This window comes from Flavobacterium amylolyticum (genome assembly GCF_048284335.1).
Classification (GTDB): domain Bacteria; phylum Bacteroidota; class Bacteroidia; order Flavobacteriales; family Flavobacteriaceae; genus Flavobacterium.
The window spans coordinates 172549-186950 of record NZ_JBLVPG010000003.1 but is presented as its reverse complement, the minus strand read 5'-3'; the positions used below and the strand labels follow the sequence as shown (position 1 = coordinate 186950).

9 protein-coding genes are annotated in these 14402 nt (G+C 34.9%); 2 read left to right on the top strand and 7 right to left on the bottom strand.

Features of this window, described 5'->3' with window-relative positions; translation table 11 throughout:
- Positions 1 to 87: 87 nt before the first annotated feature.
- Positions 88 to 1416, top strand: coding sequence for a PDZ domain-containing protein (locus tag ACNQF9_RS11705; RefSeq protein WP_417990268.1), 1329 nt, complete (start codon positions 88 to 90; stop codon positions 1414 to 1416).
- A gap of 52 nt (positions 1417 to 1468) precedes the next feature.
- Here ACNQF9_RS11705 and ACNQF9_RS11700 read toward each other — a convergent pair whose 3' ends face one another.
- Positions 1469 to 1855, bottom strand: a complete 387-nt coding sequence (locus ACNQF9_RS11700; protein WP_417960765.1) for a DUF1573 domain-containing protein — start codon at positions 1853 to 1855, stop codon at positions 1469 to 1471.
- A 215-nt stretch (positions 1856 to 2070) separates the two neighbouring features.
- Between ACNQF9_RS11700 and ACNQF9_RS11695 the strand changes: the two genes are divergently transcribed.
- A complete protein-coding gene (locus ACNQF9_RS11695; RefSeq protein ID WP_417990267.1) occupies positions 2071 to 4704 on the top strand; it encodes a valine--tRNA ligase in 2634 nt (877 codons plus the stop codon).
- A 78-nt stretch (positions 4705 to 4782) separates the two neighbouring features.
- Here ACNQF9_RS11695 and ACNQF9_RS11690 read toward each other — a convergent pair whose 3' ends face one another.
- The 6 genes from ACNQF9_RS11690 to ACNQF9_RS11665 form a co-directional block, all read right to left on the bottom strand.
- The gene (locus ACNQF9_RS11690; protein WP_417990266.1) at positions 4783 to 5331 is read right to left on the bottom strand and encodes a PepSY-associated TM helix domain-containing protein; all 549 of its coding nucleotides are present in this window, start codon (positions 5329 to 5331) and stop codon (positions 4783 to 4785) included.
- A 58-nt stretch (positions 5332 to 5389) separates the two neighbouring features.
- Entirely contained in the window at positions 5390 to 7597 is a 2208-nt protein-coding gene (locus tag ACNQF9_RS11685) for a TonB-dependent siderophore receptor (protein ID WP_417990265.1), read from the bottom strand.
- A 186-nt stretch (positions 7598 to 7783) separates the two neighbouring features.
- Positions 7784 to 8911 (bottom strand): PepSY-associated TM helix domain-containing protein, encoded by a 1128-nt coding sequence (locus ACNQF9_RS11680; protein ID WP_417990264.1) that lies wholly within the window; start codon positions 8909 to 8911, stop codon positions 7784 to 7786.
- A gap of 63 nt (positions 8912 to 8974) precedes the next feature.
- A complete protein-coding gene (locus tag ACNQF9_RS11675) occupies positions 8975 to 11122 on the bottom strand; it encodes a TonB-dependent siderophore receptor (RefSeq protein WP_417990263.1) in 2148 nt (715 codons plus the stop codon).
- Positions 11123 to 11309: 187 nt separating this feature from the next.
- Positions 11310 to 11789 (bottom strand): DUF6265 family protein, encoded by a 480-nt coding sequence (locus ACNQF9_RS11670; RefSeq protein ID WP_417990262.1) that lies wholly within the window; start codon positions 11787 to 11789, stop codon positions 11310 to 11312.
- Between the two features lie 157 nt (positions 11790 to 11946).
- Entirely contained in the window at positions 11947 to 14238 is a 2292-nt protein-coding gene (locus ACNQF9_RS11665) for a DNA topoisomerase 3 (protein WP_417960751.1), read from the bottom strand.
- Positions 14239 to 14402 lie beyond the last annotated feature (164 nt).

Sequence of the window (14402 nt, the reverse complement as noted above, 5' to 3'; positions counted from 1 at the left end):
GAATTTATTATAATCATTGTGCGTATATATTGTTAAATCTGCATTTTCGGTATGATTTATTTAGTATTTTTATGTAAAAGAATCGCAATGAAAAAAACAATATTTTTAATTCTTATTTTTCTTTTTCTGTCTCCACTTTTTGCACAAGAAGGATTTCAGTTTGAAAACGATAGTGATAGAATCAGCGTACCTTTTAAATTAATTAATAATTTAGTTTTTGTACCGATAAAAGTCAATGGCATAGAATTGAATTTTTTATTGGATACCGGTGTAGCCGAAACGATATTGTTTAGTCTGGAAGAAAAAAAAGAAGTCCGTTTTTTTAATGCAGAAAAAATATTATTAAAAGGGTTAGGCAGTCAAGAAGCTGTTGAAGGATTGAAATCGACTAATAATATACTGGAATTTAGTACTTTAAAAAACACCAGTCACATGCTTTATATTGTTTTAGATCCTGAATTTAATCTCTCATCTCACATAGGTATTCCCGTAAATGGAATTATTGGATACCAGTTTTTTCGTAATAATTTAGTTGAAATTAATTATGAAAAAAAGAAGGTTATTGTTTACAAAGAGAGTAAAAAAAACAGAACTAAAATCGAAAAAAAATTTAGCATTATTCCAATTACCCTTGAAAAATCGAAGCCATATTTGAAAAGTACCGTATTTCAAGACAATAAAGCGGTGCCCGTTAAGTTGTTGATTGATATAGGTAATAGTGATGCTATTTGGTTGTTTCAGGACCGTTCAGAGTTTATAAAGGTTCCTTTGAAAAATTTTGACGATTTTCTTGGAAGAGGTTTCAGTGGTGAAGTAGAAGGTAAAAGAGGTAAAATCCAAAAATTTCAAATGGCAGATTTTGAATTTAATAATCCTGTAGTGGCTTTTCCTGACACGACTTCGATACGAAATGTCTCTATGGTACCCGATCGGATGGGGTCTGTAGGAGGGGAGATTATGAAGCGATTTACGGTTGTATTTGATTACCAAAACCAACAAATGTATCTCAAAAAAAACAGGGATTATCACGCTCCGTTTAGCTATAATAAAAGCGGGGTAGAGATACAGCACAATGGATTGCAATGGGTTCAGGAAACAGTTAGAATGGAAACGGTTTCGCTGGGCGCTAAATACAATGAGAACAGCGGGGTTAAAATGACGAATGAATTTAAGTACAAATTTCAATTGAAGCCCATCTATGAAATTGCGCATGTTCGGAAGAATTCTCCTGCCGCCAAAGCGGGATTGCAAAAAGGAGATATTATTATTTTGATTAATAATAATGTCACTCATAAATACTCATTACAAGAAATTAATTCTATGTTTAAATCTGAGGGGCTTAAGTGGATTAGTTTAGAAGTAGAACGCGAAAGCGAAATCTTAAAGTTCCGGTTTCAGCTCGATGATATTTTATAAAAAAAACACTTCTAAATAATTTTAGAAGTGTTTAGGTATATTCTATTATTTTTTAATTGGATAGGACTTCTCCTTTAATCTTTAGTGCAACTCGTCCTGCTTCATAATTTACTGCATTCGATTCTACTGTCAATGTTTTTCGGATGGGTCCAGGTGCCATATTGTATTTCACGGTAATTTTTCCCGTTTTTCCAGGCATGATGGGCTCATTTGGTTTTGTCGGAACAGTACATCCACAGGTAGACAAAACGTTAGTTATAATTAAAGGAGCATTACCAGTATTTGTAAAAATAAAATCACGAGTGCCGTTTTCAGTTTTGGTCACCTTACCATAATCAATAGTATTGTCTTTGGCAGCAAATTCAATTTTAGGTCCATTTTGAGCAAAACTGATACTGCTAAACAATGTTAAAGCGAATAATGCTATTATTTTTTTCATTTTAAAATTTTTAAAATCATTTAAGTAAATATACTTTCTTTTAATTAACGTACAAATTTTTATTTCTCTTTTTATAGTCTACTTAATTATTTACTTTTGTTGCTCATACAAATACAAATATCAGACCAAAGTCTAAATGGGTATTTGTTGCGTTGGTTATGCGTTTAACTGAACGAACAAACAATTGAATTTAACGATTAAACGAATCTATAATAATGATTATTCCTGCACAATTTGACGCTAAAACTATTGAAGATAAGTGGTATGACTACTGGATGAAAAATAATTATTTTCATTCAGAACCTGACCAAAGAACACCCTATACCATAGTTATTCCTCCACCCAATGTGACTGGTGTTTTACACATGGGACACATGCTAAACAATACCATTCAAGACGTCTTAATCAGAAGAGCGCGACTTAAAGGTTTCAATGCTTGTTGGGTTCCGGGAACGGATCATGCATCGATAGCGACAGAAGCTAAAGTGGTAGCTAAGCTGAAAGCCGAAGGAATTAATAAAAATGATTTAACCCGTGAAGAATTTCTGGCCCATGCATGGGAATGGACGGATAAATATGGAGGCGTAATTTTAGAGCAATTAAAAAAACTGGGTGCTTCTTGTGATTGGGAGCGAACTAAGTTTACCATGGACCCTGATATGTCAGCATCTGTAATTCGTTCTTTTGTAGACTTATACAATAAGGGATTAATTTACAGAGGATACCGAATGGTGAATTGGGATCCTGAAGCCAAAACAACTCTTTCTGACGAGGAAGTAATTTATGAGGAACAACAAGGGAAATTGTATTTTCTAAAATATAAAATCGAAGGAAGCGAAGACTTTCTTACGATTGCCACAACACGTCCAGAAACTATTTTTGGGGATACTGCAATTTGTATTAATCCAAATGATGAACGTTTTGCTCATTTGAAAGGGAAGAAAGCGATTGTGCCCATTTGTGGTAGAGTAATTCCAATAATTGAGGATGTATATGTTGATATAGAATTTGGAACAGGTTGTTTAAAAGTAACTCCGGCTCATGATATGAATGATAAGGCGTTAGGGGAGAAGCACCATCTTGAAATTATTGATATTTTCAATGAAGATGCTACTTTGAATAGTTTTGGGTTGCAGTATCAGGGACAAGATCGTTTTGTGGTACGGGAGGCAATAGCCAAAGAATTGGAAACCATCGGCGCTTTGGCCAAAACAGAAACCCATTTGAATAAAGTAGGAACTTCTGAAAGAACCAAAGCCGTAATCGAACCTCGTTTATCAGACCAATGGTTCCTGAAAATGGAAGATTTGGTAAAACCAGCTATTAAATCAGTTTTAGTTGACGGAGAAATTAAATTGCACCCAAAACGTTTTGAGAATACGTACGCTCATTGGTTAAACAACATCCGTGATTGGAATATTTCCCGTCAATTGTGGTGGGGACAACAAATTCCTGCGTATTTCTACGGTGACGGGAAAGAAGATTTCGTCGTTGCTGAATCTATTGAAGACGCTTTAGTTCTGGCAAAAGCCAAAACGTCAAACGCAGAACTTAAAACCTCTGATTTACGACAAGACGTAGATGCTTTGGACACTTGGTTTTCGTCTTGGCTGTGGCCAATGTCTGTTTTTGGAGGAATTATGGATCCGGAAAGCGAAGATTTCAAATACTATTATCCAACCAATGATTTAGTAACCGGACCGGATATTTTATTTTTCTGGGTGGCGAGAATGATTATTGCGGGTTATGAATATACTGATAAAAAGCCGTTTACGAATGTGTATTTAACCGGCTTAGTTCGCGATAAACAGCGTCGTAAAATGTCTAAATCATTAGGAAATTCTCCTGATCCTTTAGCGTTAATAGAGAAATTTGGTGCTGATGGCGTTCGTGTGGGACTTCTTTTGAGCGCTTCTGCAGGAAATGATATCATGTTTGACGAAGAATTGTGCAACCAAGGAAAAGCGTTTACTAACAAAATATGGAATGCTTTCAAACTAATAAAAGGTTGGGAAGTATCCGATGCAATCCCGCAACCGGAATCTTCCAAAGTGGCTATTGAATGGTATGAGGGTAAGTTGCAACAAACACTTCTGGAAATTGAAGATAATTTCGAAAAATATAGAATTTCGGAAGCTTTAATGGGAATCTATAAATTAGTTTGGGATGATTTTTGTTCTTGGTTTTTAGAAATGATAAAACCGGCTTACCAGCAGCCTATTGACAGCGTAACTTTTGCGAAAGCAATAGAAATGTTAGAAAATAATCTAAAATTATTGCATCCGTTTATGCCATTCCTGACAGAGGAAATTTGGCAAATTCTTGCCGAAAGAACTACTGAAGAAGCATTAATTGTTTCGACTTGGCCAGAATTAAAGCCGTTTAATGCAAGTATAACAGCTGATTTCGAAAATACTATTGAGGTAATCTCCGGAATCAGAACGATACGCAAAGACAAGAATATTCCGTTCAAAGATGCGATTGAACTGAAAGTGATGAATAATGATAAAGCGTCAACGTATTTCGATTCGGTGGTGATTAAATTAGGAAACATTACATCGTTAGAATATGTTTCGGATAAAGTGGACGGAGCATTGTCTTTCCGTGTAAAATCGAACGAATATTTCATTCCAATCACCGGGAACATTGATGTAGAAGCGGAGATTGCTAAACTTACCACTGAGTTGATGTATACGCAAGGTTTCTTGAAATCAGTTCAAAATAAACTGGCAAATGAGAAATTTGTAGCGGGTGCGCCAGAGAAAGTATTGGCAAACGAAAGACAAAAAGAAGCTGACGCTTTGGCAAAAATTGAAACCATCGAGCACAGTTTGAATGGATTGAAATAAGTTTAAATCTCTTATAAAAATAAAAATCCCAATACTGAAATTTTCAGGATTGGGATTTTTTATGTTTTAAAGGAAAATTTAGCCTAATAAAAACAAGAAAATTAACGGAAAAATTACTCCGGCTAAAGCCAGTTTCCATCCTCTGTTTTTCCAGCTGAATTTCCCAGCTTTAATCATAACAGTTCCAGTTAAGGCAATGATGATCAAACTTATCGCAAAAATATCAGAATAGTAAATCCAGAAATTGGAGGTGCTTTTATGTAATTTCATTGTTTGGCTTATGAGTGGTGTTTTAGAAAAAGAAACAATTTCACCTTTACCAGTTTTCAGGTCAATTTCAACATCGTGTTTTTCAAAAGAAATTTTAAAAACATCTTTCTTTACATTATGGCGTCTGAATTTATCATCGATACCCAATTGTTTTCCTAAATCTTCAGCAAATTTCTCATCGATTTTACTTTCTGCAGGAAGGGTTACTGTTATGGCTTTTGTTTCCGTAGTATATTTTTCAGGGTGCCATAATTCTCGGTGGTTCATCATAAGTCCGGAGAAGGCAAAAGAAACAATAAGTCCGATGTAAAAATAGCCTAAATCGCGGTGTAAGTTTCTTCCTTTAATTTTTTTCATGAATTTAAATTTATGATATTAATTTTTTGTAAGACCAGTTATTTTATAAAAAGTTTAATTAAAATTTATATTTTAGACTTGTCATTACTTGACGCGGTGCAATAGGATTTACACTGTAATTTTCATGAACAGTATAATTTAGCTCATTTGTTATATTTGATAATTTGCATAAGATAGAAACTTGTTTCCAGGTGTATCCTGCTGATATATCTATTGTTGTGTAACCCTCAAGAGGAATTTCTCGGTCATAAATTCCGTTAGGTAATGATTGGTCAATTTGATTGTTCCAGCCACCCACTCTTTTTCCAATATAATTTCCTGAAGCCCCAAAAGAAGCTCCTTTTATTATTCCAGAAGGCAACGTGTAGAAAAAGCTAAGGTTAGCGGTGTTTGCAGGAGTTCTTGCTAAACGATCTCCTTCTATAAAGCTTCCTTTTAACCCAGACGTTTTAGTGAAGCGCATGTCATTATAGCTGTAGCCAGCTATAATATTAAAACCATCTAAAGGATTTGCAATAATGTCAAATTCTACTCCTTTACTAGTTGTTTCTCCGCTTAACACTTTTATTGACGTGTCTATATTGCTGGAACCATCGGCTTTAAATTCAGCAGTTTGAGCTAAGTTGCTGTTTGTTATTTGATACACCGTAATGTTTGTACTTAATTTGCCTCTCCAAAAATCCTTTTTTAATCCCACTTCATATTGGTCGATAATTGAAGGCTCAATGGCTTTTAAATCAACTGTAGTTCCAGTATTTGGTGTAAATGAATTCGAGTAACTTGCAAAAAGTGACATGTTTTTTGTTGGTTGAAATACAACTCCTAATTTTGGAGTGAAAGCTTCATCTTTGCGTTTTGGAGCTTCTGTAACCGTAGCTTTAATCAAGTCGTAAGTATTCACTTGTGCTTCTTGCCATGACCAGCGAATTCCTGCCAATATTTTAAATTTTTCGGTAATAGAAATTAAATCCTGCGCATAAATTCCAAAACGGTTGGTATCCGTTTTTACAATTCTGGTATTCTTTGAATCTGGAATAGCGCCTCCTTGATTAAAATTTCCGAAATCAAATATGTTTCCACTCCCATATGTTGTTGGGCTAAATGTAAAAGTATAGGCTTCAGTAAATGAGTTTTCCATATCAACACCAGTAAATAATTGGTGTTTTACTTTTCCTGTCGAAAAATTTCCTTGAATGCTTAATTGCTCTCCAATGATTTGTTCGAGGTTTTTATTTTGTCCCAAAGGTCTTTTCCAGTCCCCATTAGCAGCCGGTTGAATGCGTTCCGTTCCTTTAGAAGTTCTACTGAAGTTTTGAAAAGAAGTATTGAAATTTAATTTCCAGTTGGTGTTAAAATCATGTTTTACCAATCCTGAAACGGTAGCCTGTTTCGTTTGTCCGTTAGACCAAGTCGCTCCAAAATAGGTATTACGAGGGATATCAATGATTTCCTTTCCGATGATGGCAGTTCCAAAGTCTGGGGTCCAATCGTCTTTTAAATAGTCTCCTTGTAAAAGAATCTCTGTTTTATCACTAGCTTTAAAAAGAACCGAAGGATTGATATAGTACCGCTCTTTTGTCACATTGTCTCTAAAACTTTTGGAATTTTCATAAGAACCGGTAAATCGATAAGCGATAATTTCGTTTAAGGGTCCGTAAATATCAATTGAAGGTTTGTAAAAAGAATAACTTCCCATTTGCATGGCAATTTCTCCTCCTTTTTTAAATGAAGGTGTTTTGGTTACCATGTTCAAAATTCCTCCAGGGGCAACATTTCCATACAATAGAGCAGCGCTTCCTTTTAAGACTTCAACTTTTTCTAAAGAGGAGACTTCTGGAATTGAACCACTATTAAAACGAAATCCATTTTTAAACATATTATTGGCAGACATATCATATCCTCTTGAGAAGAAAGATTCTTGGGCGCCACCACGAGCTGATCCAACATATACGCCATTAACATTTTTTATTACATCACTTAGTCGTATTGCCTGCTGCTGTTCTATAATTTCACTTCCTATAATTTGGATACTTTGGGGAATATCCATTGGTTTTAGACCAGAACGTACTGCTGTAACTGGTTTTTTATGTTGATTTTGAGTAACAATTACTTCTTTAAGAATCCCACCTTTCTTGTTTTTTATGGTATCTATAACGGTGTCGAATGTTTCAGTGTTAGGTGTATTTTCGATTCCGTTTGCTGTTTCTTGTGCAAAGCCGCTTGCGCTAAATAATAAGGTCAAAACGGGTATTATAATATTTTTCATGATTATTTATTTGGATTGAATAAAAATAACGGTGCAAATATATAATCTGATTTTCATTTAACAAAACTTATTTAGATTAAATATGAATAGTATTTAAAATTATTTTATACTGCTTTGAAATACAGTATTTTGTCAAAAAAAAATCCTTACTTTTTAAAGTAAGGATTTTAATTAAAGTGTCAAATGTTAAATTTTAACATTTTGTTTTCGGGTTTTACCCCACCAAATATAGAATCCGGTGATAGGAAGACTCGCAATAAGTAAACTGATTAAAAAAGCAAATATTTTTCCGGCTAAACCGAAAATACCGCCGGTGTGAATATCATAATTAAGGAGTATTAATTGATCAGCAATTTTAGCTTCCTTATATCTTCCGTAAATGTGGTCTACTTTTTGTTCCTGTATCGTATATTGGTCAAAATAGCGGTAATCTATTTTTCCATACGTTCCTTCATCAGGATTTGCATTAGCAGCAATGGAAGAAAAGGCATTTTCTGGAGGATGGACTTCTATTGATTTCGCATTAGGGTATTCTTTTTTCATTAATGCCCAAATTTGATCTAACGGTTTTTTTACATATTTTGTTTTTTTGGTTGAAATAGGATCTTCATAAACAAGTAATTTTTCTCCGCCCAGAACAGTATAATATGAATAACTAAACCACTGAAAACCCCAAACTAAGCCGGTAATTGCAAAAATAATTGCAAAAACAAGCACATAAAAGCCAGTAATGGTGTGTAAGTCATAGTTTTTACGTTTCCATTTTGGGGCCTTTTTCCATTTAAACCAGAAGCGCTGTTTTACTGCATTTTTATTTTTTGGATACCAAAGTATGAATCCTGTAATAAGCATTATTAAAAATACTAATGTTGCCGATGCTACAACCAGTTGTCCAACTTCATGTGGTAACCAAAGGTAGAAATGCCCATCAAGAATAAACTTAAAAAAACCTTCTTCCATATTAGTAGTTGCAAGTACTTTTCCTGAATACGGATTTAGATATACTGTATAATGATAAGTAGGTTCAAAATGGAAAAATATAGCTTCAACAGCTTTAACGGGACCATTATATTTTATAGCATGAAGTACTTTGTTTGGTATTTCTTTTCGGGCAATTTCTTCTAATTGGGAGGGTAAAAGAAAAGCTTTTTCTTGTTTTTCAACAAACCGATATGTTTCGGTAGTGTTCTGAATTTCTTCCTGAAATGCATAAAGGCATCCCGTTACCGCAATAATAAAAACAATCAAGCCCGAGGTCAAACCCAGCCAAAGATGAATTTGTAGAATCGCTTTTTTTAAGGTGTTGTTTTTCATTAAAAAAGGATAAAACTCCTCAGTATAACAAGGAGTTTAGTTAAACAAAATTACTTCTGAAACTTAAAATTTATATGTTAAACCAGCGGTAACATTTCTCAAACGTTGTGGAGTTACAGTAGACCAACCTGAATAATATTTTTCGTTTAAAGCATTATTTAATTTCAAGGAGATATTAAATTTATCATTAGAGTAAGACAAAGCCGAATTTAAAACACTGTAATTTGGTAATTCAAAAGTGCCAATATTTGCCCTGTTTAAGGTTTTGTAAGCACTAGCATAATTTCCGCCAAACCCAATTCCGAACCCTTTCAATTTTCCTGAAGTCAACGTGTAATTAGCCCAGAAGTTAACGAGTGTTTCCGGTCCTGCTTCTTCGGGTCTTAGTCCTAAATAACCATCTCCGGGATTGTCTTTGGTTACTTCACTTTTATTGTTACTGAATCCAGCTATGATGTTAAATCCTTTTACCGGATTTGCAGTAAAGCTTACTTCAACTCCTTTGCTATTGACTTCACCCCCCTGAATCGCATTGTTGATATTGTTTGGATCGGTCATCAATCGGTTTCTTACGTCAATAGTATAATAACTGATTGATGCGGATATAATATCTTTATATAAGTTTGTTTTCAAGCCAAATTCATATTGATTGGCTTGTTCTGGATCAAATGATTTCATTCTCGGATTAGAACCATCAATTTCAGAAATTTCTCTGGGTACTACGTTAATAAAACCATTCATATAATTTGAAAATACCGAAACTTTATCTTTGACTAACATGTAAACCAACCCAAATTTTGGTGAAACTGCTACTTGGTTGTTTTCTTCCGTAGCCGTTGTAGATTTGAAGTGATCCACTCTTAAACTGGTCATTACGGATAACTTATCGGTTATATTTAGTACGTCTGAGGCATAAGCACTAATAACTTCCGTTTCTGCAGTAGTATTTCCGCTGAAGGAACCTACTAATAAATTATCAACTCCCGCTTGTGTCAAATCTCCGGTATCGGATCCATTAATTAAAGAAACCACACCGTTTCCTAGCCAGCCTGTGCTCCCGTTTTGTATACTTGATTTATAATAATCAACACCTGCGACCAATCGGTTTCTTAAATTTCCAATTTTAAAATCTCCAATGAAATTCTGTTGAATATCAGTTGCTAATGTTTCTCCGTTTCTTTTAGAAATGAATCTTGAAAAATTATTTCCGTTTGATGCGTCAAATAAATAGGAATAGTATCCACTGGTTTTACTATTGCTTCTGGATAATACAGTTTGAGATGTCCATTGATCAGATAACTTGTACAACATTTGAGCTTGTAAATTATAAGTAGGATTACTAATAGACAATTCATTGGAAGTAAATGATCTTTTATAATTTCTTTCAAATAATTCTATTGAATCAAAGGATAGAGGCGCGTATCTACTCAAGAAAAGCATGGGTGCATTTGAAGAATTTCTATTAGTAAATTCAGTATTTATTAAAAACGAAAGTTTATCATTTACTTTATAACTTAATGAAGGCGCAAAGAAAAACGATTTGCTGAAACCTGCATCTTGAAATGAATTTTCTTTTTGATATGCTGTATTAATTCGTATGGCAACATCAGCGTTTAAAGGTAGATTTATGTCGGCGGTGATTCGGTCCATTCCATATGATCCAGAATTATAACTAATTTCTCCACCAAATCTTGAAAATGGTTTTTTAGTTACAATATTTATTAAACCACCATAAGAAATCAAACTGCTTCCAAATAATGTTCCTGATGGCCCTTTGATAACCTCTATATTATCCACGTTTGCAGGATCAATACTTCCGTTATTTATTCCTGGAAGCCCGTTTATCATAGTTGGTTGAACAGAAAAACCTCTCATTGTAAAATATTCAGCACCATCTCCGCCACGTCCAGTTGACTCCCAAAGACGTGTTATTCCAGTCGCATTTTTTAACGCATCACTAAAGTTAGTTACCACTTGCTCTTTAAGTAACTCGCTGGTAACATTGTTGTAAACTTGTGGATTTTCAATATTGTTCAAAGGCATTTTAGAAACCGTAGTGCTTTTTTCTCTTTTATACCTGTATTTGTTGGTGTTAATAATAACTTCATTCAAAACTTTTAGGGAATCATTTTTTTGCTCTTTTGTTTCTTGAGCACTAGCTGTTATACTAACTAATAAGATGGACAGGTAAAGTGTATGTATCGTTTTCATTTATTTAGATTAATTAAAAATAATAATGCAAATATAGAAGAGCTTTTTATTTTAACAAAACTTATTTAGACTAAATATAAATAATATTTTAAAAAATGTTTTTATAGTATTGAAAAACAGTAATTTAAAAGCATAAAAAAAACCTTGCTTTTCAGGGTAAGGTTTTAATGATAAATAAATGTTAAACTTATTTGATTTTTTTCATTGAAAATTGTTCAGTGCTCGGTTTTCCTTGTTGGATTCCCGAAATTTTAGCTACTAAACCGTCTGGAGTGATGTGGGTGTAGCTAATTTTTTGAGGATAGTCGTGTTTTGGGTTTTCAAAAACCAATTGTTTCTCTGTTGTAGTGGTCAATAGGAAAGCAACTGGCTTATCATTATTTTGTCCTTTTACAGTAGCAGTGTAGGTTAATTGTTCCCCTTTTTGCTGTAAGGTTATAGATTCAAAATGCAAGGTGTCTTTTTCTTTTATAAAGTATGACTGTGCTTGAAAGGTGCTGTCGTTTACTTTTCTCCAAGTTTCAGTAAGGTTACCTTCAGCTGATTTGTTTTCCCAATTACCCAAAAGCCAATTTGCCGCTTTGATTTTTTCATTTTTGTTTGAATCTGACTTTTTACAAGCAGAAATTGCCAAAAGTAGAACGAGAATAATGAATGTTTTTTTCATGGATTTCAAATTTAGATTTGGTAATGAAATTAATACAAATTTATCAAAAAGATTACTTCAGCATGCAATTTTTTAGTGGAGTTCAGGAAATTATATTTGCAACTAGTCCGGATAAAGTGTGTAATCTGAAAATTTGCTAAAAAACAAGGGAATGTTCTTAGATGGTTTCTTTCAAAATAGTATAAACCAATTCTTTAGTAGGTTTTTGATCTTTTAATTTCGTTCTCACCAGATCAAAAGTAACTTTGAAATCGCATCCTAATTTATAGTTGCTGCAACCATAAGCTGTTTTTCCCTTAAGAACCGTTCCTTTTTGACATTTAGGACATGCCAATTCGTCTGGAATGGCTTTCGACATCGTTTTCTTAGGTTCTAATTTGAGTCTGAAATGCTCGTCAAAGCGAAGCAAACCTTCCACAACACCGGAATCGGTTTTAAAATCTTTCAAGTTTACGGTAGAGCCTTTTTGAAGCAAACGCAAGTATTGGTTCTCGGATATTTTTTTCTCCGCAAAAGTATAAGGCAATAAAAACGTGCAACCTGCTTTATAATCGCCACAACCATAAGAAGATTTTCCCTTTATAAGTGCTGCTTTTTTGCATTTCGGACAGGCTTCCGCCAAAATTCCTGCTGCTTTCTTTTTCTCCACTTTAGCGACTTCTTTTTGGACATTCCCGGCATGTGAAATATTGGCGCGTCTGGTTTCACTGCGTACTTCATAAACCAAGACTTCAACCATGCGCTTCATATTGTTGATAAACGCTGCGGCGGTAAAAGTTCCTTTTTCAATATCTTTCAACTGCTTTTCCCAGGAACCGGTAAGTTCAGCCGACTTGACCAAATCATTTTGAATGGTATCAATAAGCTGAATTCCTGTAGGCGTTGGCAAGACCTGTTTTTTGTTTCGAACGATGTATTGGCGTCTAAAAAGAGTCTCGATAATATTGGCTCGTGTGGATGGACGCCCAATACCATTTTCTTTCATCAATTCACGTAAATCTTCATCATCCACTTGTTTACCCGCGGTTTCCATGGCCCGCAATAAGGTTGCCTCCGTAAACTGATTGGGTGGTTTGGTCTCCTTTTCTAAAAACGAAGGTTCGTGTGGGCCTTTTTCGCCCACAACAAAACTCGGTACTATATCGGCTTCTTTTTCTTTGGCGTTTGGGTCTTCAAAAACAATACGGAACCCTTTTTTTAAGATTTCTTTTCCGGTAGCTTTGAAAGCTACATCGGCAGCTTTTCCAATCACGGTGGTATTGGCTACCAAACAATCGTCATAAAAAACGGCAATAAAACGCTTAGTAATACTATCATACACTTGTTGCTGATTGTGTTGCAAATTGCTTTGAATCCCCGTTGGAATAATTGCGTGGTGATCGGTTACTTTTTTATCATTAAAAACTTTGGTCGATTTTTTAATCTTTTTTTCTAAAAGCGGTTGCGTCAACGCGGCATAATTCGTCAAGTTTTTCAGAATTTCCGGTACTTTTGGGTAGATATCATTGGGTAAAAACGTAGTGTCGACTCTAGGATAGGTAACTACTTTTTGTTCATACAAAGTCTGCACAATTTTAAGCGTTTCATCAGCTGTAAACCCAAACTTAGTGTTGCAATATACTTGTAAGCCTGTTAAGTCAAACAGCTTAGGTGCAAACTCATTGCCATTCTTTTTTTCAACAGAAACAATTTCAAAATCACTTTCTTTGACTTTATTGGCTAAAATTTCTCCATCTTCTTTTTTCAAAAAGCGTCCTTCCTCATAGCTGAAAAGCGTCTCTCGATATACCGTTTGCAACTCCCAATAGGGTTGCGGTTTAAAATTCTCAATTTCCTTGAATCGGTCAACCACCATGGCTAGGGTTGGGGTTTGTACACGACCAATAGACAATACTTGTTTGTAACCACCATGTTTTACAGTGTACAAACGGGTGGCATTCATACCGAGTAACCAGTCGCCGATGGCTCTGGAAAATCCGGCATAGTATAAATTATCGTAGTTGGCGGATGGTTTCAGATTTTTAAAACCTTCTTTGATGGCTTCGGTGGTCAGTGACGAAATCCACAAGCGTTGTACTTCTCCTTTGTACTGAGCTTGATTCATCACCCAGCGCTGAATGAGTTCTCCTTCTTGCCCGGCATCCCCGCAGTTGATGACCAATTCCGCTTTGTCAAAGAGACTTTTTATGATTTTGAATTGCTTTTGGATTCCCGAATTTTCTACCACTTTAGTTTCAAATTTCTCGGGAAGCATGGGCAGGTTGTTCAAATCCCAACTTTTCCAGTGGGGTTTGTAATCGTTCGGTTCTTTTAAAGTGCATAAATGTCCAAAGGTATAGGTTACAGCATATCCATTGCCTTCGTAATACCCATCGTGTTTGGTATTGGCTCCTAAAACGGATGCGATTTCGCGTGCTACACTTGGTTTCTCGGCAATACAGATCTTCATTTTCTCCTTCTAATTTAAGGGCGCAAATTAGGAATTTAGAAGTTGGTATTAAAAAGAAATCGGTAGGAGTTATGAACGGGTTTGATTTTTTTAGGAGCAGAACGAATGGTTTTTTTAGGTACGAACGGTCCTGCTGTCCGCTGTATCTCTGCGCTAAGCTGCGA